26 protein-coding genes are annotated in these 21593 nt (G+C 53.0%); 16 read left to right on the top strand and 10 right to left on the bottom strand.

The window, feature by feature from the left end; genetic code table 11:
• Positions 1-6 precede the first annotated feature (6 nt).
• Positions 7-558, bottom strand: a complete 552-nt coding sequence (locus tag P0H77_RS09800; RefSeq protein WP_276164713.1) for an NAD(P)H nitroreductase — start codon at positions 556-558, stop codon at positions 7-9.
• Positions 559-724: 166 nt separating this feature from the next.
• Between P0H77_RS09800 and sppA the strand changes: the two genes are divergently transcribed.
• From sppA to yajD, 4 genes are all read left to right on the top strand, one after another.
• Entirely contained in the window at positions 725-2578 is a 1854-nt protein-coding gene (gene sppA, locus P0H77_RS09795; RefSeq protein ID WP_276164712.1) for a signal peptide peptidase SppA, read from the top strand.
• A 53-nt stretch (positions 2579-2631) separates the two neighbouring features.
• The gene (ansA, locus tag P0H77_RS09790; protein ID WP_276164711.1) at positions 2632-3648 is read left to right on the top strand and encodes an asparaginase; all 1017 of its coding nucleotides are present in this window, start codon (positions 2632-2634) and stop codon (positions 3646-3648) included.
• 10 nt (positions 3649-3658) lie between these two features.
• Positions 3659-4300 carry a bifunctional nicotinamidase/pyrazinamidase gene (gene pncA / locus P0H77_RS09785; RefSeq protein WP_276164710.1) on the top strand — a complete coding sequence of 214 codons (642 nt, stop codon included), beginning with the start codon at positions 3659-3661 and terminating at the stop codon, positions 4298-4300.
• 70 nt (positions 4301-4370) lie between these two features.
• A complete protein-coding gene (gene yajD / locus P0H77_RS09780; RefSeq protein WP_276164709.1) occupies positions 4371-4715 on the top strand; it encodes an HNH nuclease YajD in 345 nt (114 codons plus the stop codon).
• A gap of 57 nt (positions 4716-4772) precedes the next feature.
• Here yajD and P0H77_RS09775 read toward each other — a convergent pair whose 3' ends face one another.
• Together P0H77_RS09775 and msrB are read right to left on the bottom strand one after the other, a co-directional pair.
• Positions 4773-5048 carry a YeaC family protein gene (locus P0H77_RS09775; RefSeq protein WP_276164708.1) on the bottom strand — a complete coding sequence of 92 codons (276 nt, stop codon included), beginning with the start codon at positions 5046-5048 and terminating at the stop codon, positions 4773-4775.
• 42 nt (positions 5049-5090) lie between these two features.
• Positions 5091-5504, bottom strand: a complete 414-nt coding sequence (msrB, locus tag P0H77_RS09770; protein WP_276164707.1) for a peptide-methionine (R)-S-oxide reductase MsrB — start codon at positions 5502-5504, stop codon at positions 5091-5093.
• A gap of 341 nt (positions 5505-5845) precedes the next feature.
• Between msrB and gapA the strand changes: the two genes are divergently transcribed.
• Together gapA and P0H77_RS09760 are read left to right on the top strand one after the other, a co-directional pair.
• The gene (gene gapA, locus P0H77_RS09765) at positions 5846-6841 is read left to right on the top strand and encodes a glyceraldehyde-3-phosphate dehydrogenase (RefSeq protein ID WP_103677767.1); all 996 of its coding nucleotides are present in this window, start codon (positions 5846-5848) and stop codon (positions 6839-6841) included.
• A 76-nt stretch (positions 6842-6917) separates the two neighbouring features.
• Complete coding sequence (locus tag P0H77_RS09760) at positions 6918-7802, top strand: D-hexose-6-phosphate mutarotase (protein ID WP_276164706.1); 885 nt, start codon at positions 6918-6920, stop codon at positions 7800-7802.
• A gap of 162 nt (positions 7803-7964) precedes the next feature.
• On the opposite strand, the gene P0H77_RS09755 is transcribed toward P0H77_RS09760, so the two are convergent.
• Together P0H77_RS09755 and P0H77_RS09750 are read right to left on the bottom strand one after the other, a co-directional pair.
• A complete protein-coding gene (locus tag P0H77_RS09755) occupies positions 7965-8816 on the bottom strand; it encodes an aldo/keto reductase (RefSeq protein WP_276164705.1) in 852 nt (283 codons plus the stop codon).
• A 94-nt stretch (positions 8817-8910) separates the two neighbouring features.
• Positions 8911-9660: a MipA/OmpV family protein gene (locus tag P0H77_RS09750; RefSeq protein WP_276164704.1), complete on the bottom strand. Its 750-nt coding sequence runs from the start codon at positions 9658-9660 to the stop codon at positions 8911-8913.
• 432 nt (positions 9661-10092) lie between these two features.
• On the opposite strand from P0H77_RS09750, the gene yeaG reads away from it, so the two are divergent.
• Both yeaG and P0H77_RS09740 read left to right on the top strand, forming a co-directional pair.
• The gene (yeaG, locus tag P0H77_RS09745) at positions 10093-12027 is read left to right on the top strand and encodes a protein kinase YeaG (RefSeq protein ID WP_176918235.1); all 1935 of its coding nucleotides are present in this window, start codon (positions 10093-10095) and stop codon (positions 12025-12027) included.
• Between the two features lie 119 nt (positions 12028-12146).
• Entirely contained in the window at positions 12147-13430 is a 1284-nt protein-coding gene (locus P0H77_RS09740) for a YeaH/YhbH family protein (RefSeq protein ID WP_276164703.1), read from the top strand.
• Positions 13431-13461: 31 nt separating this feature from the next.
• Here P0H77_RS09740 and P0H77_RS09735 read toward each other — a convergent pair whose 3' ends face one another.
• Positions 13462-14232, bottom strand: a complete 771-nt coding sequence (locus tag P0H77_RS09735; RefSeq protein ID WP_276164702.1) for a class I SAM-dependent methyltransferase — start codon at positions 14230-14232, stop codon at positions 13462-13464.
• Between the two features lie 199 nt (positions 14233-14431).
• Between P0H77_RS09735 and P0H77_RS09730 the strand changes: the two genes are divergently transcribed.
• A complete protein-coding gene (locus P0H77_RS09730; RefSeq protein WP_176918238.1) occupies positions 14432-14878 on the top strand; it encodes a DUF441 domain-containing protein in 447 nt (148 codons plus the stop codon).
• Positions 14879-14941: 63 nt separating this feature from the next.
• Positions 14942-16129: a CynX/NimT family MFS transporter gene (locus P0H77_RS09725; RefSeq protein ID WP_276164701.1), complete on the top strand. Its 1188-nt coding sequence runs from the start codon at positions 14942-14944 to the stop codon at positions 16127-16129.
• Here the strand turns inward: P0H77_RS09725 and P0H77_RS09720 are convergent.
• Positions 16126-16818 carry a CTP synthase gene (locus P0H77_RS09720; protein ID WP_276164700.1) on the bottom strand — a complete coding sequence of 231 codons (693 nt, stop codon included), beginning with the start codon at positions 16816-16818 and terminating at the stop codon, positions 16126-16128. The genes P0H77_RS09725 and P0H77_RS09720 overlap by 4 nt on opposite strands.
• A 174-nt stretch (positions 16819-16992) precedes the next feature.
• On the opposite strand from P0H77_RS09720, the gene P0H77_RS09715 reads away from it, so the two are divergent.
• Entirely contained in the window at positions 16993-17517 is a 525-nt protein-coding gene (locus P0H77_RS09715; protein WP_276165090.1) for a DUF523 domain-containing protein, read from the top strand.
• Complete coding sequence (locus tag P0H77_RS09710) at positions 17489-17884, top strand: DUF488 family protein (RefSeq protein WP_276164699.1); 396 nt, start codon at positions 17489-17491, stop codon at positions 17882-17884. Before P0H77_RS09715 ends, P0H77_RS09710 begins: the two co-directional genes overlap by 29 nt.
• Here the strand turns inward: P0H77_RS09710 and P0H77_RS09705 are convergent.
• A complete protein-coding gene (locus tag P0H77_RS09705; RefSeq protein WP_276164698.1) occupies positions 17820-18053 on the bottom strand; it encodes a DUF333 domain-containing protein in 234 nt (77 codons plus the stop codon). The genes P0H77_RS09710 and P0H77_RS09705 overlap by 65 nt on opposite strands.
• A 608-nt stretch (positions 18054-18661) precedes the next feature.
• On the opposite strand from P0H77_RS09705, the gene iraM reads away from it, so the two are divergent.
• Entirely contained in the window at positions 18662-19000 is a 339-nt protein-coding gene (gene iraM, locus P0H77_RS09700; protein WP_276164697.1) for an anti-adapter protein IraM, read from the top strand.
• Positions 19001-19043: 43 nt separating this feature from the next.
• On the opposite strand, the gene P0H77_RS09695 is transcribed toward iraM, so the two are convergent.
• Both P0H77_RS09695 and P0H77_RS09690 read right to left on the bottom strand, forming a co-directional pair.
• Positions 19044-19235, bottom strand: coding sequence for a cold-shock protein (locus tag P0H77_RS09695; protein WP_276165089.1), 192 nt, complete (start codon positions 19233-19235; stop codon positions 19044-19046).
• 324 nt (positions 19236-19559) lie between these two features.
• Positions 19560-19886, bottom strand: coding sequence for a four-helix bundle copper-binding protein (locus P0H77_RS09690; protein ID WP_176918244.1), 327 nt, complete (start codon positions 19884-19886; stop codon positions 19560-19562).
• A gap of 182 nt (positions 19887-20068) precedes the next feature.
• Between P0H77_RS09690 and P0H77_RS09685 the strand changes: the two genes are divergently transcribed.
• Genes P0H77_RS09685 through P0H77_RS09675 form a run of 3 tightly spaced genes read left to right on the top strand, consistent with a single transcriptional unit; the run spans position 20069 to position 21496 of the window.
• A complete protein-coding gene (locus P0H77_RS09685; protein ID WP_276164696.1) occupies positions 20069-20392 on the top strand; it encodes an antibiotic biosynthesis monooxygenase in 324 nt (107 codons plus the stop codon).
• Positions 20385-20777, top strand: a complete 393-nt coding sequence (locus tag P0H77_RS09680) for an amino acid-binding protein (protein WP_276164695.1) — start codon at positions 20385-20387, stop codon at positions 20775-20777. Before P0H77_RS09685 ends, P0H77_RS09680 begins: the two co-directional genes overlap by 8 nt.
• Positions 20774-21496, top strand: a complete 723-nt coding sequence (locus tag P0H77_RS09675; RefSeq protein ID WP_276164694.1) for a winged helix-turn-helix domain-containing protein — start codon at positions 20774-20776, stop codon at positions 21494-21496. The genes P0H77_RS09680 and P0H77_RS09675 overlap by 4 nt, the downstream gene beginning before the upstream one ends.
• The last annotated feature ends 97 nt before the right edge of the window (positions 21497-21593 follow it).

Genomic DNA, 21593 nt, shown 5'->3' with positions numbered 1-21593 from the left:
CTGCAATCAAAAATAGCGCACAAACGGCGCCGTATCGGCCATTTCAATGGTGGTTGAGGCTTTTAATTGCGGCGTACCCAGATAGAGGAAACCGACGATTTTATCCTGCGCACGGCATTCCAGCCCTTCGCGCACCACCGGGTTGTCGGTTAACGGACCACTGCGCCAGATACCGTTAAACCCTTGCGCCAGCGCCGCCATTTGCATGGCCATTACCGCGCAGCCGGCAGACGTTTCCTGTTCCCAGCGTGGCACCTTATGGTGCTCCTCGCATTTTGCCACTACCGCGATAATCATTGGGGCACGAAGCGGCGCGTTACGCGCTTTGTCGATGGCTTTTTCGTCCGATCCGGCCTCGATTGCGCCTTTTTCCAGCAGCTCACCGAAGCGCTGACGCGCCTCACCTTCTACAATAAAAAATCGCCACGGTTGCAGCGTACCGTGGTCCGGTGCGCGGATCCCGGCGCGTAAGATATTCTCCAGTTGATCGCCTGCCGGAGCCGGGTCGATCAGCCGTGAAGCACTGCGGCGGTTGACGAGCAGTTCAAGTGCGTCCATTAATTAACTCCTGTTATGTTAATTCTTCACAAAATTAACATGTACGGGCGTTTTGTTACAGCACCGGCGGCGATTCCTGCTGACAAGTGGCGGCGGTGTATTTAGGATAGCCACACGATTTTGCCGACACGGCAAATTTTTCATTCTGTTTGGTCAGGGAGATTGCATGCGAACCCTTTGGCGATATATTGCCGGATTTTTTAAGTGGACATGGCGTTTACTGAATTTTGTACGCCAGCTCGTTCTCAACGTGGTGTTTATTTTCCTGCTGCTGGTGTGCGTCGGGATCTGGATGCAGCTTACCAGCGGTCCGGAAGAGAACACCCAGCGCGGCGCGCTGCTGCTGGATATCACCGGTGTCGTTGTCGATAACCCGTCTCCCACCAGTAAACTGAGCGCGGTGACCCGCCAGTTGTTTGGTGCCAACTCCGATCGCCTGCAGGAAAACTCGCTATTTGATATCGTGCATTCGATTCGTCAGGCAAAAGAAGACCGTAATATCACGGGCATCGTGCTGGATTTGAAAAACTTCGCCGGGGCCGATCAGCCGTCGATGCAGTACATCGGTAAAGCCCTGCGCGAGTTCCGCGACAGTGGCAAACCGGTGTATGCCGTTGGCGACAGCTACACGCAGGGTCAGTATTACCTCGCCAGCTTCGCGAATAAAATCTGGCTCTCGCCGCAGGGCACGGTCGATCTGCACGGGTTTGCCACTAACGGCCTGTATTACAAATCGCTGCTGGATAAGCTGAAAGTGTCGACCCACGTGTTCCGCGTCGGCACGTACAAATCCGCGGTCGAGCCGTTTATTCGTGATGATATGTCCCCTGCCGCGCGTGAAGCGGACAGCCGCTGGATCGGCGAGCTGTGGCAGAACTATCTTTCTACCATCGCCTCCAATCGAAACATCACCGCGCAACAGGTCTTCCCCGGCGCGCAGGGTGTGCTTGACGGACTGCGTAAGGCCGGTGGCGATACGGCGAAATACGCGCTGGATAACAAACTGGTTGATGAACTGGGCTCCAGCGCCGATATGGAAAAAGCGCTGACCAAACAGTTTGGCTGGAGCGATAAAGAGAAAGATTTCAGCGCCATCAGCATGTATGACTATGCGCTGAAAAAACCGGCACAGGACGGTGGTAAAATTGCGGTGATCTTCGCGAACGGCGCGATCATGGATGGTGAAGCAACTCAGGGTAACGTAGGCGGTGACACCACCGCTTCCCAGATCCGCGAAGCGCGTCTCGATGCCGATGTGAAAGCTATCGTACTGCGCGTTAACAGCCCTGGCGGCAGCGTCAGCGCCTCAGAGGTGATTCGCTCAGAACTGGCGGCGGCCAAAGCGGCAGGCAAGCCGGTGGTTGTCTCCATGGGCGGTATGGCTGCGTCCGGCGGTTACTGGATTTCAACGCCGGCGGACTATATCGTGGCTAACCCAAGTACGCTAACAGGATCTATCGGTATCTTCGGGGTGATCAACACCGTCGAAAACAGCCTTGATTCGATTGGCGTCCACACCGATGGCGTGGCGACCTCGCCGCTGGCAGACGTTTCTATTACGAAAAATCTGCCGCCGGAAGTTCAGCAGATCATGCAGATGAGCATCGAGAATGGTTATCAGCGCTTTATTTCGCTGGTTGCCGCGGCCCGTAAGAGCACGCCGGAGCAAATCGATAAGATTGCTCAGGGCCACGTCTGGACCGGTCAGGATGCAAAAAATAACGGTCTGGTCGACAGCCTCGGCGACTTTGACGATGCGGTTGCCAAAGCGGCCGAGCTGGCGAAGCTCAAGCAGTGGCAGCTGGATTATCTGGTGGAAGAGCCAGGCGTCTTCAACATGATGGTTGATAGCCTGACCGGTTCGGTTCGCGCTATGCTGCCGCAGGCAATGCAGGCGTATCTTCCGGCTCCGCTGGCGGGGGCGGCAAGCGTAGTGAAAGAAGAAAGCGATAAACTCGCGGCCTTTAACGATCCGCAAAACCGCTACGCGTTTTGTTTAACCTGCGCGAATATTCGTTAACCCCTGTCTCCCCTCCGCCTGGCGGAGGGGAGCGTTCCTGATTCAAAGACATCATGCAAAAGAAATCCATTTACGTCGCCTACACCGGCGGAACCATTGGTATGCAGCGCTCCGAGCAGGGTTATATCCCTGTATCCGGTCATCTCCAGCAGCAGCTATCACAGATGCCTGAGTTTCATCGTCCGGAAATGCCGGATTTTGCCATTCATGAATATCAGCCGCTGATGGACTCTTCAGATATGACGCCACAGGACTGGCAGCACATCGCAGACGATATCCGGGCGAATTACGACGATTATGACGGCTTCGTGATCCTGCATGGCACCGATACCATGGCGTTCACCGCCTCGGCTCTCTCCTTTATGCTGGAGAATCTCGGTAAACCGGTAATTGTGACAGGGTCACAAATTCCGCTGGCGGAACTGCGCTCTGACGGACAGATTAATTTGCTGAATGCGTTGTACGTCGCGGCGAACTATCCCATCTGTGAAGTGGCGCTGTTTTTTAATAATCGTCTTTATCGCGGTAATCGCACCACCAAAGCGCACGCTGATGGGTTTGATGCGTTTGCTTCGCCGAATCTGGCACCTCTGCTTGAAGCAGGCATCCACATTCGCCGCCTGGGCACCCCGCCCTCTCCGCGCGGAACCGGGGAACTGGTTGTTCATCCCATTACGCCGCAGCCCATCGGTGTGGTAACGATTTATCCGGGGATTTCGGCGGATGTGGTGCGTAACTTTCTGCGTCAACCGGTCAAGGCGTTGATCCTGCGCTCTTACGGCGTGGGGAACGCACCGCAAAACGCCGAGTTTCTTCAGGAGCTGGCCGACGCCAGCCAGCGTGGGATTGTGGTGATCAACCTTACCCAGTGCATGTCAGGCAAAGTGAATATGGGCGGTTATGCCACCGGCAATGCGCTGGCGCACGCGGGCGTGATCAGCGGGTTTGATATGACGGTAGAAGCCACGCTGACCAAGCTTCACTACCTGCTAAGCCAGGGGCTGAGCACCGATGCGATTCGTACCGCCATGATGCAAAACTTGCGTGGCGAACTGACGCCGGATGAATGAGGAAATAATCATGACTAAACGCGCACTGTTACTGGTTGATATGCAGAATGATTTTTGTGCTGGCGGCGCGCTGGCCGTACCGGAAGGCGACAGTACCGTTGATATCGCCAACGCGCTGATTGACTGGTGCCGCAGCCGCCGTATCAGGATCGTTGCCTGCCAGGACTGGCACCCGGCGGATCACGGTAGTTTTGCCAGCCAGCATGGCGTCGAGCCTTTTAGCGAGGGCGTGCTGGATGGCATTCCACAGACCTTCTGGCCCGATCACTGCGTTCAGGGGAGCGAAGGCGCAGAGCTGCACCCGCTACTGAAGCATGATGCAATCGAAGCGGTTTTTCGCAAAGGGCAACATCCGCTGATCGACAGCTACAGTGCTTTCTTCGATAACGAACACCGCCAGCAAACCGGGCTGGATAGCTGGCTACGGGAACACGAGATTGGCGAGGTGATCGTGATGGGTCTGGCAACGGATTATTGCGTCAAATTCACCGTACTGGATGCGCTGCAGCTGGGTTATCAGGTGAATGTGATTACCGACGGCTGTCGCGCGGTTGATTTGAATGCCCAGGACGGCGCGCACGCATTTATGGAGATGTCGGTTGCGGGTGCCACGCTGTATACTCTGGCAGACTGGACAGAAACGCAAGGGTAGCGCGATTTCCCATCCTGACAGGATGCTTGCTACCCCATTGCATCATTATTACTGCGAAAGGCTCTGAACGATGGCATTTATCCCCAAAAACTACGCCCGGCTTGAAGTCGGTTATCGCGAGAAAGCGCTAAAGCTTTTCCCGTGGGTTTGTGGACGGTGTTCGCGCGAGTTTGTGTATTCAAATCTTCGTGAACTGACCGTGCACCATATCGATCACGATCACTCGAATAACCCTGAAGATGGCAGTAACTGGGAGATGCTGTGCCTGTACTGTCACGACCATGAGCACTCAAAATATACTGAGGCTGACCAGTATGGTTCCACGGTGGTGGCAGGTGAAGACGCGCAGGATAGCGTGGGCGCAGCGAAATATAACCCGTTCGCCGATCTTAAGTCGATGATGAATAAGAAGTAAGCGTCGTATCCGCCCGGTAGCACAGGCTTACCGGGCAAAAACCTGCCCTGCTCAGGGTCAGGATTTGAACGTTGCGATCGGTTGCGGCGCGATACCAAACTCTTCTTTTAGCTGCTGTTTGGTTTTCATCACCATCTGACCGCGCGTGTCGATAGTCATATGCTGCGCGTCAGTGTTGTAACGCGCCTGCCAGAGCATCACCAGTTGCAGGCTGTTCTCTTTTTGCTCGGGCGTCAGCGCCACGCCATCAGGCCATTTGCCTAACTCTACGGCGGTTACCAGACGTTGATACACTTCCGGGGTCATGCTCTCAATAACGCTGTTGAGATCCATGCTGTCGCTCCTGCTGGTGGAATAATTTGCTGAATCGATTTTTTAGCCCTTAATTTGCTCGCCACCGTCATCATCGGTAAAGCTCAGGGAGGCTGAATTAACGCAGAAACGCTCGCCGGTGGGCTGAGGGCCGTCCGGGAAGACGTGTCCAAGGTGCGCGTCGCAGTTCCCACAACGAATTTCGATACGCTGCATGCCGTGCGAGTAGTCATTTAGCGAACGCACCGCGCTTTCGCTAACCGGTTCATAAAAACTGGGCCAGCCGCAGCCGGACTCGTATTTTGATTGCGAATTAAACAGCGGCGCGTCGCAGACCAGACAGTGATAAACCCCTTCGCGTTTATTATGCAATAAACGACCGGTAAAAGGCGGTTCGGTACCATGGTGTTGCGTCACGTAAAATTGCATTTCGCTCAGCGAATTTTTTAGCGTTTCCGGGGAGGGTTTATTGGCCATTTTCTCACATCTCGCGGTAGTCGCACTTACATTTATAAGCCTATTCTAACAAAACATTAACATCAAGGTCCGGCTATTTGTTCTAAACTTATCCGGTGTGCGGGGTTACCCTGATTATTGTGATGGCGTTCACATTTTTATCCGGCTAGCCCTTTAAAATTCCGGGCGCAGCCCCCATGTGGTTTTCAGCCCAAAGGAAAAGTGGAGCGAGTCAGTCGTCCAAAGGTTAGGCAGAGGATTGATTTGTCGCAATGATTGACACGATTCCGCTTGACGCTGCGTAAGGTTTTTGTAATTTTACAGGCAACCTTTTATTCACTAACAAATAGCTGGTGGAATATATGACTATCAAAGTAGGTATCAACGGTTTTGGCCGTATCGGTCGCATTGTTTTCCGTGCTGCTCAGGAACGTTCTGACATCGAAATCGTTGGCATCAACGATCTCCTGGACGCTGACTACATGGCGTACATGCTGAAATATGACTCCACTCACGGTCGTTTCAACGGTACCGTAGAAGTGAAAGACGGCCATCTGGTTGTTAACGGCAAAACCATCCGTGTTACCGCAGAAAAAGACCCGGCTAACCTGAAATGGAACGAAATCGGCGTTGACGTTGTTGCTGAAGCTACCGGTATCTTCCTGACCGACGAAACCGCTCGTAAGCACATCACTGCTGGCGCGAAAAAAGTGGTTCTGACTGGCCCGTCCAAAGACAACACTCCGATGTTTGTTAAAGGCGCTAACTTTGACAAATACGAAGGCCAGGACATCGTTTCCAACGCTTCCTGCACCACCAACTGCCTGGCTCCGCTGGCAAAAGTTATCAACGACAACTTCGGCATCATCGAAGGTCTGATGACCACTGTTCACGCGACCACCGCTACTCAGAAAACCGTTGACGGCCCGTCTCACAAAGACTGGCGCGGCGGCCGTGGCGCATCCCAGAACATCATCCCGTCCTCTACCGGTGCTGCTAAAGCTGTAGGTAAAGTACTGCCTGAACTGAATGGCAAACTGACTGGTATGGCGTTCCGCGTTCCGACTCCGAACGTATCCGTTGTTGACCTGACCGTTCGTCTGGAAAAAGCGGCTTCTTACGAAGAAATTAAGAAAGCCATCAAAGCAGCTTCCGAAGGCGAAATGAAAGGCGTTCTGGGTTACACCGAAGATGACGTGGTTTCCACCGATTTCAACGGCGAAATCTGCACTTCCGTGTTCGATGCTAAAGCCGGTATCGCACTGAACGACAACTTCGTGAAACTGGTTTCCTGGTACGACAACGAAACTGGTTACTCCAACAAAGTTCTGGACCTGATTGCTCACATCTCCAAATAAGTTGAGATGAGACATGATTCCAAAAGAGCGACTTCGGTCGCTCTTTTTTTGTTTTGAAGACAGAGGATTGCGTTAAATGATTGCTAAAATTTTTGCTCTACCTGTAGTCGAACAGATAACCCCGGTTCTTTCCCAACGCCAGCTTGACGAGCTGGAAATCATCGTTGTTGACCACCCGCAGGTTAAGGCTTCCTTCGCCCTTCAGGGCGCGCACCTGCTTTCCTGGAAACCTGCGGGCGAAGAAGAGGTTTTGTGGTTAAGCGGCAATACCCCGTTTAAAAACGGTGTGGCGCTGCGCGGCGGCGTCCCTGTTTGCTGGCCATGGTTTGGTCCGGCTGAACAGAAAGGTCTGCCCTCTCACGGTTTTGCCCGCAATCTGCCGTGGACGCTGAAGGCACACAATGAAGACGACAATGGCGTTGTGTTGACCTTTGAACTGCAAAGCAGCGATGCGACGCGTCAGTACTGGCCGCATGATTTCACACTTTACGCCCGCTACAAACTGGGTAAAACCTGTGAAATCGAGCTGGAAGCCCACGGCGAGTTTGAAACAACCTCCGCCCTGCATACGTACTTTAACGTTGGCGATATCAGCGCGGTCAGCGTTAGCGGCCTTGGCGATCGCTACATTGATAAAGTGAATGACGCACAGGAAGGCGTGCTGGCGGATGGGGTGCAAACTTTCCCCGACCGTACCGACCGCGTCTACATCAATCCGGAAGCCTGTAGCGTGATCCACGATGCGGCGCTTAACCGTAAAATCGACGTGATCCACCACCATTACTGCGATGTAGTGGGCTGGAATCCGGGTCCGGCGCTTTCCGTCAGCATGGGCGATATGCCGGATGACGGCTATAAAACCTTTGTTTGCGTTGAAACGGCGTGCGCGACGACGAAGCAGAAAGCCAGCGAAGAGAAGCCTTCTCGTCTGGCCCAGACTATTCGTGTGGCTAAACGCTGAGTCTGCGTTAATTGCCGGGTGACGGCTTTCGCCTTACCCGGCCTATAAAACACCACGTTATTCGCCTCCCGTAGGCCTGTGCAAGCGAAGCGCCGCCAGGCATAATTCCACGGTATCACACTCATCGACAATCCGACGGCGACGCACTATTACCCCGGCGGATCAAACCACGTCCAGCGGCATTTTGCGCTGCGGGGCCGGGAAGGCGCGATCCAGCTTTGCCAGATCGTCCGCACTCAGCGAAATATTCAGCGCGGCGGCATTCTCTTTAACGTGCGCCACGCTCGACGCTTTCGGGATCGCCATCACACCCTGATGACTGATCACCCACGTCAGCAGAATTTGTGCCGCGCTGGCATTATGCGTACGGGCAATCTCCAGCACCGCGTTGTTATTCAGCAATCCGTTGCGCAGACGGCCAGCCTGCGCCAGTGGACAATAAGCCATTACCGGCAGCGACTGTTGCTGGCACCAGGGCAGTAAATCATATTCGATACCGCGCGAGGCCAGATGATAGAGCACCTGATTGGTAGCGCACTGTTGGCCGCCGTCAACCTGCCACAGCTCCTGCATGTCATCGCTGTCCAGATTTGACACGCCCCAGCGGGCGATTTTTCCCTGCGCGATGAGCGTTTCCATCACCTCCACCGTTTCCGCCAGCGAATAATTTCCCCGCCAGTGCAGCAGATACAAATCGAGATGGTCGGTGCCCAGACGACGCAGGCTGGCTTCGCAGGCGGCGATGGCTTTTTTGCCCCCCGCATTCCATGGATAGACTTTTGAAACCAGAAAGACCTTATCGCGAATGCCCTTCAGCGCTTCGCCCACCACTTCTTCAGCACCGCCGTCAGCATACATTTCCGCGGTATCAATCAGCGTAAGTCCCTGCTCCACCCCAGCCCGTAAAGCGGCGACTTCAGCCGCACGCTGGCTTCGGCTCTCTCCCATATACCACGTGCCCTGACCGATTGCCGGCAACGTGGCCTGATGACGAAAGTGAATTGATTTTGTCATAACTCCTCCTGAGATTTTTACTGCACCACCATAATGCAAAACAGGGCGTAATCGCCCTGTCGTGTTGCACAATATGCCCTGTTAGTTTGCACTATCAGAAATTGTACGTCACCCCGGTAGAGAAAAGCCCGGACCAGGATTTATCAACCATCGGGCTGTCGGTCACTTCGTCTGACAGGCGCGTATAGCGTCCGGAGCCGTAGATATTCCAGTTATCCGTCAGGCTGTAGCTAACCGCCAGTTCGACGTACGGATTCCAGCTATCGTCAGGATTGTAGCTCTTAAGCCCGCTACGACGAGATTCCTTACCGGAAACACCATAGTAGTAGTCGTTCTGGTTTTCACTGCTCCATTCCACCCCGATACCTGGAGTGATATGCAGGCGATCGTTGGTGTAGCGGTAAAGCCATGCCACATCACCGGTGAAGCCGTTGCTGTTATCCAAGGTATCACCCGCAAATGTCGTACGCAGGAAGCCGTATGACGTTTCATGGATGTAGGTCAGTCCCGCCATTACCGTCGAACGACGGCGATCGAGCTGGCGCAGCTGGTTGTTGTCACTGTCGTGAGGTTTGAAATGCAGCGGCGAATAGTACGCTGTAATGGAGAGTTTGTCGGTTTTGTCATTCCACAGATAGTAACCGCCGCCAAGGCCACGGAACCAGAAATCATCGCCCTCATAAGCGACTACCGGTACAGGATAAACATCGTCATCATATTGTTTGTAGGGGTTTTGAACGACGCCGACACCCGCGCCCACTGTCCAGGGGCCTGCTGCTGCCTGCGCAACGGAAGCCGAAGAAGCAATTAGCACACCCAGTGCCACAAGTTTGAATTTAGTCACAATTCGCTCTTTCCTGTATCAAATTATCCGCTGAAGGAGTGTAACCGTCCTTGACTCACAACCCAAATTATTTACAAGAACCTTACTCAGACAAATGTTTTAGCATGATAGCCACATATGACAGCAGGTTTGCATAGTCGTGACACCCCGATGACGCAAGACCAGCGTTATTCCGCCTCGCGTAAATTTTTTAAGGATGAGTTATTGATATGTCATTGAAATTGGGCCCGGCTCGCAGGCAAGTTTTGCAAATGCCATCTACGCTTTATTGAGAAGGTGTATCGCCGGGCACATCGTCTTTTGGCCTCCTCTAACCTGGCATAATGGTTGCTGGAGTGTGAATGAGCGTGGCTCAGCCTACCTCTTCCGGGAGCCTCTACTATTCATATGAACGGCTCTTTTACCTGTGCTAAAACGAAAGGACGGCATGCCATGAATATATTCGATCACTACCGCCAGCGTTATGAAGCTGCCAAGGACGAAGAGTTCACACTGCAGGAATTTCTTACTATTTGCCGCCAGGATCGTAGCGCCTACGCCAATGCGGCGGAGCGGCTATTGACGGCAATCGGTGAGCCAGTGATGGTTGATACTGCTCAGGAGCCACGGCTATCTCGTCTCTTTTCGAACCGGGTTATCGCTCGCTATCCGGCCTTTGAGGAGTTTTACGGAATGGAAGAGGCTATTGAGCAGATCGTTTCGTACCTGAAACATGCCGCTCAGGGCCTGGAAGAGAAAAAGCAGATCCTGTATCTGCTGGGGCCGGTTGGCGGCGGTAAATCGTCGCTGGCAGAACGGCTGAAAGCGCTTATGCAGCGCGTGCCGATCTACGTGCTCAGCGCTGACGGTGAACGCAGCCCGGTTAACGATCATCCGCTGTGCCTGTTTAACCCACAGGAAGACGCGCAAATTCTCGATAAAGAGTATGGCATCCCGCGTCGCTATCTCGGCACCATTATGTCGCCGTGGGCCGCGAAACGCCTGCATGAATTTGGCGGCGATATCACGAAGTTCCGCGTAGTCAAAGTCTGGCCTTCCATTCTGGAACAGATTGCGATTGCCAAAACTGAACCTGGCGACGAGAACAATCAGGATATTTCGGCGCTGGTCGGGAAAGTGGACATTCGTAAACTGGAGAACCACGCCCAGAACGATCCTGATGCCTACGGCTATTCCGGAGCGCTGTGCCGGGCCAACCAGGGGATTATGGAATTCGTCGAAATGTTTAAAGCGCCAATTAAGGTGCTGCATCCATTGCTGACGGCAACGCAGGAAGGTAACTACAACGGTACCGAGGGGATCTCCGCCCTGCCGTTTAACGGGATTATCCTCGCCCACTCGAACGAATCTGAATGGGTGACGTTCCGTAACAACAAGAATAATGAGGCGTTTCTTGACCGTGTATACATCGTTAAGGTGCCTTATTGCCTGCGGATCTCTGAAGAGATCAAAATCTACGAGAAACTGCTTAATCACAGTGAGCTGACCCATGCGCCGTGCGCACCGGGTACGCTGGAAACGCTGGCCCGCTTTACTATTTTGTCGCGTTTGAAAGAGCCGGAAAACTCCAGCACTTATTCAAAAATGCGCGTCTATGATGGTGAAAGTCTGAAGGATACCGATCCGAAAGCGAAGTCTTATCAGGAATATCGCGATTACGCCGGAGTGGACGAAGGCATGAACGGTCTCTCGACCCGTTTCGCCTTCAAAATCCTCTCTCGCGTCTTCAACTTTGATCACGCGGAAGTGGCGGCGAACCCGGTACACCTTTTCTATGTCCTGGAGCAGCAGATCGAACGTGAGCAGTTCCCGCAGGAGCTGGCAGAGCGCTACCTTGAATTCCTCAAAGGGTATCTGATCCCGAAATATGCCGAATTTATCGGCAAAGAGATCCAGACCGCTTATCTGGAATCCTACTCTGAATATGGGCAGAACATTTTCGATCGTTATGTCACCTATGCGGATTTCTGGATCCAGGATCAGGAGTATCGCGATCCCGATACCGGCCAGCTTTTTGACCGTGAATCGCTTAACGCCGAGCTGGAAAAAATCGAGAAACCTGCCGGGATCAGTAATCCGAAAGATTTCCGTAATGAAATCGTTAACTTCGTACTGCGCGCCAGAGCGAATAACAGCGGACGTAATCCGAACTGGACCAGCTACGAGAAACTGCGCACGGTTATTGAGAAGAAAATGTTCTCTAATACCGAGGAGCTGCTGCCGGTGATCTCGTTCAATGCCAAGACCTCAACCGACGAGCAGAAAAAGCATGACGACTTTGTCGACCGGATGATGGAGAAAGGCTATACCCGCAAACAGGTTCGCCTGCTGTGCGAATGGTATCTGCGGGTGCGTAAATCATCATAATACTAATGCCCGGCAGCGTGATGCTCGCCGGGCCTGAATAAAGATGCGATCTCAGGACCGGACAACCTGCCGGTTCCTGAGACGCAGCGTGAAGTTGGCAAAAGCAGTACGGGGGGCATATGACCTGGTTCATTGACCGACGACTGAACGGTAAAAATAAGAGCGCGGTAAACCGTCAGCGCTTTTTACGCCGTTATAAAGCACAGATTAAGCAATCTATTTCCGAAGCGATAAACAAGCGTTCGGTGACCGACGTCGACAGCGGCGAATCCGTCTCCATTCCGGCAGGCGATATTAACGAACCCATGTTCCATCAGGGGCGTGGCGGCGAGCGGAGCCGTGTGCATCCCGGAAATGACCATTTCGTTCAGAACGATCGCATTGAACGTCCTCAGGGCGGCGGCGGTGGTGGCGGTAGCGGGCAAGGCCAGGCGAGTCAGGATGGCGAAGGCCAGGACGAGTTTGTTTTTCAGATTTCCAAAGATGAGTACCTGGATCTGCTTTTCGAAGATTTAGCGCTGCCCAATCTGAAGAAAAATCAGCACCGGCAGATGAATGAATATAAAACGCATCGTGCCGGGTATACCTCTAACGGCGTGCCTGCCAACATTAGCGTAGTGCGTTCGCTGCAAAATTCACTGGCCCGCCGCACGGCAATGACGGCAGGTAAACGCCGTGAGTTGCGGGAGCTGGAAGCCAGTCTGGATACGGTGAGCAAAAGCGAACCGGCACAATTGCTCGAAGAAGAACGGCTGCGCAAAGAGATCGCCGAACTGCGGGCAAAAATTGAACGCGTGCCGTTTATCGACACCTTCGATCTGCGCTACAAGAACTATGAAAAACGTCCTGAACCTTCAAGTCAGGCGGTGATGTTCTGTCTGATGGACGTTTCTGGCTCGATGGACCAGGCCACCAAGGACATGGCGAAACGCTTTTATATTCTGCTCTATTTGTTCCTGAGCCGAACGTATAAGAACGTTGATGTGGTGTATATTCGCCATCATACTCAGGCAAAAGAAGTGGATGAGCATGAGTTTTTCTACTCGCAGGAGACCGGGGGAACCATCGTTTCCAGCGCCCTGAAGCTGATGGATGAAGTGGTGAAAGAGCGTTACGATCCGGCGCAGTGGAACATCTATGCCGCGCAGGCATCTGACGGCGATAACTGGGCGGATGACTCACCGCTATGTCACGAGATCCTGGCGAAGAAAATTCTGCCGGTGGTGCGTTACTACAGCTATATCGAGATCACCCGGCGAGCGCATCAAACGCTGTGGCGGGAGTATGAACATCTTCAGGCATCGTTTGATAATTTCGCTATTCAGCACATTCGCGAGCAGGAAGATATTTATCCGGTGTTTCGCGAGCTGTTCCATAAGCAAAGCGTCACCTCAAGCGATTAGCATTACGCCCCGCGCCGATGCGCGGGGTGCATTACCGCCCTTTTACAGAACAGCAGGCGATATAATTGAGGTGTCTGCGCTGCGATCGGAAAAAGCGAAACATTCCCAGAAAGCGGCTGCGGTTCTCGCGGCAGCGCAATCCGTTAAAAACAATTCTGATTGCTCCTTTCAGCCCTTCATCGCGAATTAACCCTTGCGGTGACATCAGCGACATTTCCCCCTGATGCTGCGTCACCCCGGCAAAACCCGTTGCCAGTAGAATCTCCCGCCAGCCTTCTTTCGTCATTGGACTAACATTGGATTTCACCACCTGCTGAAGCTGATTTTGCTGCGCCTCAGCCAGCCGCCCGGCGGTAAACATAATATCGTGGGTGAGCAAACGCCCGCCGGGCTTTAACACCCGATAATATTCGGCGAGCAATTTCGCTTTGGCTTTGTCAGCGTACATCGTCAGCATAGCTTCGTTAATTACCACGTCAAAGCTGTTATCGGCGAAGGGCAGACTATTCGCGTTGGCGGGCATCACCTGAATATTATCCTCAAGCCCCTGCGCCGCGACGTTATCCTTCGCCGTTGCCAGCGCGTCTTTATCCATATCCACGGCCGTGACGTGACAGCCATAGCGTTGCACCAGCTCAATCGCCGTCGTCGCCATATTACAGGCCACTTCAAGAACGCGGCTTTCCGGTGTTAATTGCGCCTGGCTGAATAGCCATTCGGTCGCCTCTGTACCGCCGGGACGCAAACGCGTTTTGCCGAGGCTGGCCAGAAAAGTATGCCCTGCTTTTTCATGAGTGCTCATTCATCCCTCTCCACCATAAGATGCATAATAAATACAACATTAACAGCGTAGCGATAAAATGAGAATGATTTTTATTTTGCTGGAATGACCGTCGATTGATTATTCCACCAGAAATGTCAGCGGGTAAAAAAAGCCTGTTTACTCACGGGTATGTGCGTAAAATGAGCATGCTTATTATTTTTCGGCAAGGAAAACTACGATGTTTGATGTCACACTGCTCGTCCTGTTGGGACTGGCAGCTCTGGGGTTTGTCAGCCATAACACTACCGTCGCCGTTTCTATTCTGGTGCTGATTATTGTCCGGGTAACGCCGCTGAGCACTTTTTTCCCGTGGATTGAAAAACAGGGACTGACCATCGGAATTATCATCCTGACCATTGGCGTTATGGCCCCTATTGCCAGCGGCACTCTGCCGCCGTCCACGCTGCTTCACTCGTTTGTGAACTGGAAATCGCTGATTGCCATCGCCGTAGGAGTGTTTGTTTCCTGGCTGGGCGGGCGCGGCGTAACGCTGATGGGGAGCCAACCGCAACTGGTCGCCGGCCTGCTGGTGGGAACGGTACTGGGCGTGGCGCTGTTTCGCGGCGTGCCGGTGGGGCCGCTGATCGCCGCCGGACTGGTCTCGCTGGTCATTGGAAAGCAGTAGTCCCTTTTCATCTCTGGCGTAGTCAGGTTGGATTACGCCCTGGTTTTATCTGTTGAGAAATTTATGTCTTCTGATCTTCATACTTCAGGCCAACGCGGGATCCTGCTGATTGTCGGTATTCTGATGATTGCGACCACACTGCGCGTCACTTTTACCGGCGCGGCACCGCTGCTTGACGCTATCCACGCGGAATATGGCCTCACGACCGCGCAGACTGGCCTCCTCACCACGCTTCCGCTGCTGGCCTTTGGCCTCATTTCCCCGCTGGCCGCAGGCGTGGCGCGTCGATTCGGCATGGAGCGTAGCCTGTTTGCCGCGATGCTGCTGATTTGCGCCGGGATCGCCATCCGCTCCCTGCCGTCGCCTCTGTTTTTGTTCGCCGGAACGGCGATTATTGGCTGCGGGATTGCACTGGGTAACGTCCTGCTGCCGGGGCTTATCAAGCGTGATTTCTCGCAGCACGTGGCAAAAATGACCGGCGCTTATTCCCTGACCATGGGCGGTGCCGCCGCATTAGGCTCGGCGCTGGTGGTGCCGCTGGCGTTAAGCGGTTTTGGCTGGCGCGGTGCGCTGCTGATGCTGATGGTGTTTCCTCTGCTGGCGTTTTTGCTCTGGCTCCCCCAATGGCGTCAACAGCAGCCTGTCTCCTTAACGTCCTCACGGATGCAGCACAGCCGGGGGATCTGGCGTTCGGCACTCGCCTGGCAGGTAACGCTATTTTTAGGCATTAACTCGCTGATTTATTATGTCATCATCGGCTGGCTACCCGCCATCCTGATTGGCCAGGGTTATAGCGAAGCGCAGGCGGGATCGCTGCACGGCTTGCTGCAACTGGCAACGGCGATGCCGGGTCTGGCTATTCCGCTGATTTTACATAAACTTCGCGACCATCGTGGGATCGCGGCGCTGGTGGCTTTGCTGTGCGCGATCAGCGCCGCGGGTTACTGGTTCTTTCCGCAAAGCGCCGTGCTGTGGACCCTGCTTTTTGGCTTTGGGTCCGGTGCCACGATGATCCTTGGCTTAACCTTTATTGGCCTTCGCACCCGCTCGGCACACCAGGCGGCAGCACTTTCCGGCATGGCGCAGGCGGTGGGTTATCTGCTTGCGGCCTGCGGCCCACCGCTGATGGGGAAAATTCACGATGCCAGCGGCAACTGGCATGTACCGCTGCTGGCCTGTGCGGTGCTCTCCATCGCGATGGCCGTTTTCGGCGCCTGCGCCGGGCGCGAGCGGGAAATTAGCGTGAATTAATGGCTGGCGGCATATAGCAGCGCCTGAACCAACGGAGCTGGACGCCCTGCCAGCGCATTGCGCTCATGCTGAAAGAGCGTGGCAACAAAAAACGGGTGGGTGACGAGTTCAACCGCCCGGATTTCCCCCTCTTCATCCCAGCCGGTCACATGCAAAGGCTCATTTTCCAGCGCCAGCGCGAAATCTGCCGCGATGCCGTAGTTGCAGTGATATCCCTCTTCAATGCTCTCTTTGCCATAAGCCCGCGCGATATGAGTATTGGCACGCAGCTCAATAACATCGTTTTTTTCGACCAGCGAACAGGCCAAAGGCGCAATGACCATACGTCCTTCGTTATCCACTTCGGCATGAGCGGCGTCCTCCCAGCCCATCACGTTGCGCGCGTATTCCAGAATGGCATGCTGAAAACCGCCGCAGGTTCCGAGGAAGGGGATCGCATTTTGCCGGGCATAGCGCACAGCGAGCAGCGCGCCGTCGATATTTTCATAGGGGCTGGCTGGCACCAGCCAGATAGCATCATATTCCGCCAGATCGTCTTCGCTTTTAATATCCCGGGTGGCTAACCAGTGATATTGCGCAGCCATATCCAGCACGGCAGCGGCATCATCAATAGCCAGCGGGATCGCCTGATGAGCAATGACATCGGCATTATAATCGCCGACAAGTGCAATACGCAGAGAGGAATTCATGAGGAGTACCTTATGTCTGAACGGAAAACGGACAACACAAGGAACCTCACATTAGCGATCTTTTCACTTAAAGACAATACCTTAATTCAGGCGGTCGGCGCCGGGCCGTGGCGCTGTATTGTGCGTACGGGATGTACTACTCTTGAGGTCATGTATGACATTGCCGGACGCGGAATGAAAAATAAATTACTGGTCAGCGCCTGTTTGATGGGATTTGACGTTCGCTACAATGGCAGCGAAAAAGCCAACCTGACGGCACAATTCGCCCGCTGGCAGCATCAGGGACGGGTCGTCATTCACTGCCCGGAACTGGCGGCCGGGCTGCCCACGCCCCGCCTGCCGGCAGAAATCGCCTCTGCCGACGGTATGGATGTGATGGCTCATCAGGCGCGCATTATTGAAAGTGATGGTCATGATGTTACCGCCCATTATCAGCTGGCCGCCTGGCTGGCGCTGCAAACGGCAATTGAACAATGCTGCGGCGCAGCGCTGCTGACCGATGGCAGCCCAACCTGCGGCAGCCAGTTTATTTATGACGGTAGCTTCAGTGGTATCCGTAAAGCAGGTATGGGCGTCGCTGCTGCGCTGCTGCTTGAACATGGGATCGCGGTTTTTTCCGAACGGCAGATCCCGGCGCTCATTGCATGGATGGAGAAAACGGAGGCGGAGTATGATCCAGTGTCAACGCGTATACGATGATCCCGGTTCGAATGACGGTTATCGCGTACTGGTCGACAGGCTCTGGCCGCGCGGGGTTAAAAAAGAGGCGCTGCCGTGCGATGAGTGGTGTAAAGAACTCGCCCCTTCAGGTGAACTACGCAAAGCACTGCACAGCGAGGTGATTGACTTTGCCACTTTCAGCCAGCATTACCGCGACGAACTGGCCGCATGCCATGAAGAAGGATTACGCCTTCTTTGCCAGGCCGGTGAGCAAAATCTCACCCTGCTCTACGCCGCGAAAAACACCCGCCAGAATCATGCGCTCATTCTGGCGGACTGGCTTAATGCGTTGAAGGATGATCGCGACGCCACAGTTCCCACTCATCGACGGTCTGGCCATCGCTGAGTCGGCATTCTGTGCGCACGCCCTGAGGACTCTGCACCGGCTCACGCGTCCCGCCTTGTTTCAGACACCATACCGCCGCCGGGTTTGCCAGCCCTGCCTCCGGTGGCGAGCTTTGCTCGCTGGTACATCCCACCAGCGCCAGCGGTAACAACAGGCTAATTAGTTTCATCGTCTCTCCTTGTCTCATTCCCGAAGACCTGAAGTCGATCTTCACGATTTCTTCATTTTCCACGGGCACTCTTCGTTTAGTGTAGAGATGCTCTCTTCATGACCAGAGAGCAAATCATTCCGTAATTGATACTTTCGCCCCGCTGCTCGCTACGGGGCTTTTTTTTGTCTGGCGCCCGCCTGATAAGCCAAATATATCAAATTTTATCCAACCGTGCTTTACTATGGCTGTAACAAGAAAATGCCTTTTCAAACGCCATGTTTCTCTGCACCGTGAAATAACAGGACTAATGTGATGAAAAAAACAACGATTATTATGCTGATTGTGGCAATTGTCGCCGTCGCAGGCACCCAGCTTGGCTGGTGGTAATGAGAAATACGTTATCAGAATGAGGGATAAACGCAGGCTCGCTCATCATATTAATTAGAGCCTGTCACTCTGTCTATTAATTAAACGCTAATGTAAATAATCGAAAAGAAAAGACATAATAACTTCTTTTTGTCATAGTTAATTAATCATATTAGACAAATCTGATTATGCCGATATATTTAAGTTAAGGACACATTATAGAGTTTTATTAAAAAGCGTCGACAAGGAGTTTTTTGTTAATGGATTGGGAAATTGAACACACCCTCGTTTGCCCCGTTACCGGGACCGGATTTGCCATCGCCTCTGCTGTAAAAAACATGAAGCTAATACTTTGGTATAAAGGAAACTACTTTTTACGTAAAGGTAATATTCTTACCCATAGTCCTTTTGGCGTAATAGTAAATGGAAGGAGAACATCAATAGCGATTATTCATACCTTCCATTACTCAGGTGCGCTATGGAATACCTTTAAAAATAGAATTTCATGCCCGGGCAATGACGATCCAACACTAACTGTTTGCCATCGTTATAAAGAGTGTGTTTTTACGTTGTGCCCGTATGGCGCAAAATCCGATTAAGCAGGTTCAGGTATTAACCGGACGCGCAAGTCCGGTTCAACGGTTAACGGCGGTATTCCGCCAGTTTCGGTGCGCTGCTGATTGCCAGGTGACTAACGTCATCGCCTGCTACCATCGCGGATTTACAAAAAATGCATTTTGCACCGAAGCGATTTTTTTCCGTCACATCATAGGGTGACGTTCTGTACTGCGACCCGTGACAAGCCGGGCATCTGAATTGTATTTTCAAAATTATTTCCTTACATAAGCGCCTTATGGCATTCATGGTTTGAATACAGATGCGAATCGAAGCTTCAGATGGAGACTCAAGAGAGGATATCTTTGATGAGAACTGCTTTAGTAAACTACTCAAAAGGTTGTCTGTGTATCAAACCTACACTCTATTTACGCATGATTCGAACATTAACACAAGGCTTATTTACGTTATTAATCAGCAACCCCAAATTCCTGCTTCGCTAGTCTATTTTTAAAAAAACGCCGACTTTTTTTTCCGGGGCAACTGGTCATGACCGTTCAATTTATTCCAGCAACCCCGCTTGACCATAAAAAAACTTAAAAATCAGGCCACCATCCGCAAACAGGCATTGGCGCAGTTTCGGCATATTTTGGCGCAGCGCTGGCAGTGATCGCTCTGATGCTTGGCACACTCTTCTGCACAGGCTTTACAAATATCCACGCAGATACGGCATGTCTGCTTGAAATAGTCGCTGTCGAGACTCATGAACTGGGCTGACAGCCGACAAATACCGGCACACTGTACGGCCAGCCGAATGCAATCGGTCATCATTCCAGGATTTTCTTCCTTCAGGCAAGACGCGGCGCAAAAATCACACATCGCCGCACACTTGTAGCATAACTCTATACATTTCAGGGCATCCTGATGCATACCTCACCTCATTTTTTTCATCATAGATGTGATAAGTCTGGACAAAGAAAGGGATATAGCAAGCGCCGCAAGACGATTAGCCGACGGAACCTGTCGTCAGGATGCCTTATTTCGTTGATGACCGAAGCATCCTTTTTTCACTGATTTAAGATGCGCCGGAACATTAACGAGGGAGTCATTGCATGATAGCGGTCCTGTTTGAAGCCACTGCGTTACCCGATGCACAACAGCGATATCTGGAGCTTGCCGCAGAGCTGAAGCCGCTGCTGGCAACCATGCCGGGATTTATCTCACTTGAGCGTTTTCAAAGCCTGTCCACACCTGACAAAATATTGTCTCTGTCATGGTGGGAGAATGAAGAATCAGTGTTGTGCTGGAAACAAAATAGCCACCACCAGGCCGCTCAGGCGGAAGGAAAAATCGCCATTTTCTCTTTTTACCGTATACGCATCGCTGATGTACTGCGGGATTACTCCTCTGATACAGGTAAACGTAACGATGTATGATATTCATGTTGTGCTCAGCAATACGCCAGGCTCGCTGGCTGCTTTAGGAAAAACCTTAGGTCAGAACGGTACAGGTCTGGAGGGCGGAGGCGTTTTTACAGTGGCAACGGAAAGCCATGCTCATTTTCTGGTGGCCGACGGTGAAAAAGCCCGTGAGGTTCTGCTGACCGCCGGGTTTGATGTCAGAGCCGTGTCTACGCCGTTGATTAGAAAGCTACGCCAGGAGCGGCCTGGTGAATTAGGGGAAATAGCGGATATTATTGCGCAAGGGGGAGTGAATATTATGGTGCAATATAGCGATCACAGTAACCGCCTTATTCTTTTGACGGATGATAACGACCGGGCAGCACAATTAACAACAGCGTGGGAGATTACGCCGCCATGACATCCACTCGCACCGCATGCCAGATTTCCGCATCCCCGCCGCTGGAAGCCGCCATGTCTGCCGTCGCCTCCGCCATTGCTGACCCGTCGAGGATCAGTATCCTTTGTGCGCTGATGGACGGACGTGCCTGGACCGCAACTGAACTTAGCGTTATTGCAGATGTTGCCCCTCCGACAGCCAGCGGTCATCTGGCAAAACTGCTCAGCAATGGATTAATCGTCTGTCTCTCGCAGGGACGGCACCGTTACTATCGCCTTACCGGACATGAAATCGCCGGATTGCTGGAAAATTTAATGGATATTTCTGCGATCTCACGGTCATCCCCGGCTTGCAGTACACCTGTCCATTTGCGATATGCCAGAACCTGTTACGATCATCTGGCCGGTGAAATTGCAGTCAGTCTCTATGAATTCATGCAACAGGGAAACTGGCTTGAGGAGGATGGCAATGCGCTGACCCCCATAGGGTTGACGCGTTTTCATGATTTAGGGGTGACGTTCACGCCTGGCTCCAGACGTAAACCCTGCTGCCCTTGCCTGGACTGGAGCGAAAGGCGTTTTCATCTTGGTGGCGAGGCTGGGGCAGCGCTGCTACGGTTGTTAGTTGATAAAGAATGGTTACGCCGGACGCCAGGTTACCGGGAGCTGACGGTGACGGCGAAGGGAGAGGCCGCCTTGCAAAAATGGTTCTCAATAACGCCAACCACGACCTCACGCTAAACGTCATTATCAACCAGATACACACCTCCGGATGCTGCATTGGAAAGTAATCACCGGCATGTGCTAACGCATGGGGTCTATACTGTGGATTCATTTG

It is taken from the genome of Superficieibacter sp. HKU1 (assembly GCF_029319185.1).
Taxonomy (GTDB): domain Bacteria; phylum Pseudomonadota; class Gammaproteobacteria; order Enterobacterales; family Enterobacteriaceae; genus Superficieibacter.
This window is presented reverse-complemented; position numbering and strand designations above follow the sequence as displayed.

Excerpts from the sequence above, each read along its gene's own strand:
- P0H77_RS09800 (WP_276164713.1), bottom strand. The coding sequence starts at position 558 with ATGGACGCACTTGAACTGCTCGTCAACCGCCGCAGTGCTTCACGGCTG.
- sppA (WP_276164712.1), top strand. The coding sequence starts at position 725 with ATGCGAACCCTTTGGCGATATATTGCCGGATTTTTTAAGTGGACATGG.
- ansA (WP_276164711.1), top strand. The coding sequence starts at position 2,632 with ATGCAAAAGAAATCCATTTACGTCGCCTACACCGGCGGAACCATTGGT.
- pncA (WP_276164710.1), top strand. The coding sequence starts at position 3,659 with ATGACTAAACGCGCACTGTTACTGGTTGATATGCAGAATGATTTTTGT.
- yajD (WP_276164709.1), top strand. The coding sequence starts at position 4,371 with ATGGCATTTATCCCCAAAAACTACGCCCGGCTTGAAGTCGGTTATCGC.
- P0H77_RS09775 (WP_276164708.1), bottom strand. The coding sequence starts at position 5,048 with ATGGATCTCAACAGCGTTATTGAGAGCATGACCCCGGAAGTGTATCAA.
- msrB (WP_276164707.1), bottom strand. The coding sequence starts at position 5,504 with ATGGCCAATAAACCCTCCCCGGAAACGCTAAAAAATTCGCTGAGCGAA.
- gapA (WP_103677767.1), top strand. The coding sequence starts at position 5,846 with ATGACTATCAAAGTAGGTATCAACGGTTTTGGCCGTATCGGTCGCATT.
- P0H77_RS09760 (WP_276164706.1), top strand. The coding sequence starts at position 6,918 with ATGATTGCTAAAATTTTTGCTCTACCTGTAGTCGAACAGATAACCCCG.
- P0H77_RS09755 (WP_276164705.1), bottom strand. The coding sequence starts at position 8,816 with ATGACAAAATCAATTCACTTTCGTCATCAGGCCACGTTGCCGGCAATC.
- yeaG (WP_176918235.1), top strand. The coding sequence starts at position 10,093 with ATGAATATATTCGATCACTACCGCCAGCGTTATGAAGCTGCCAAGGAC.
- P0H77_RS09740 (WP_276164703.1), top strand. The coding sequence starts at position 12,147 with ATGACCTGGTTCATTGACCGACGACTGAACGGTAAAAATAAGAGCGCG.
- P0H77_RS09735 (WP_276164702.1), bottom strand. The coding sequence starts at position 14,232 with ATGAGCACTCATGAAAAAGCAGGGCATACTTTTCTGGCCAGCCTCGGC.
- P0H77_RS09730 (WP_176918238.1), top strand. The coding sequence starts at position 14,432 with ATGTTTGATGTCACACTGCTCGTCCTGTTGGGACTGGCAGCTCTGGGG.
- P0H77_RS09725 (WP_276164701.1), top strand. The coding sequence starts at position 14,942 with ATGTCTTCTGATCTTCATACTTCAGGCCAACGCGGGATCCTGCTGATT.
- P0H77_RS09720 (WP_276164700.1), bottom strand. The coding sequence starts at position 16,818 with ATGAATTCCTCTCTGCGTATTGCACTTGTCGGCGATTATAATGCCGAT.
- P0H77_RS09715 (WP_276165090.1), top strand. The coding sequence starts at position 16,993 with ATGAAAAATAAATTACTGGTCAGCGCCTGTTTGATGGGATTTGACGTT.
- P0H77_RS09710 (WP_276164699.1), top strand. The coding sequence starts at position 17,489 with ATGATCCAGTGTCAACGCGTATACGATGATCCCGGTTCGAATGACGGT.
- P0H77_RS09705 (WP_276164698.1), bottom strand. The coding sequence starts at position 18,053 with ATGAAACTAATTAGCCTGTTGTTACCGCTGGCGCTGGTGGGATGTACC.
- iraM (WP_276164697.1), top strand. The coding sequence starts at position 18,662 with ATGGATTGGGAAATTGAACACACCCTCGTTTGCCCCGTTACCGGGACC.
- P0H77_RS09690 (WP_176918244.1), bottom strand. The coding sequence starts at position 19,886 with ATGCATCAGGATGCCCTGAAATGTATAGAGTTATGCTACAAGTGTGCG.
- P0H77_RS09685 (WP_276164696.1), top strand. The coding sequence starts at position 20,069 with ATGATAGCGGTCCTGTTTGAAGCCACTGCGTTACCCGATGCACAACAG.
- P0H77_RS09680 (WP_276164695.1), top strand. The coding sequence starts at position 20,385 with ATGTATGATATTCATGTTGTGCTCAGCAATACGCCAGGCTCGCTGGCT.
- P0H77_RS09675 (WP_276164694.1), top strand. The coding sequence starts at position 20,774 with ATGACATCCACTCGCACCGCATGCCAGATTTCCGCATCCCCGCCGCTG.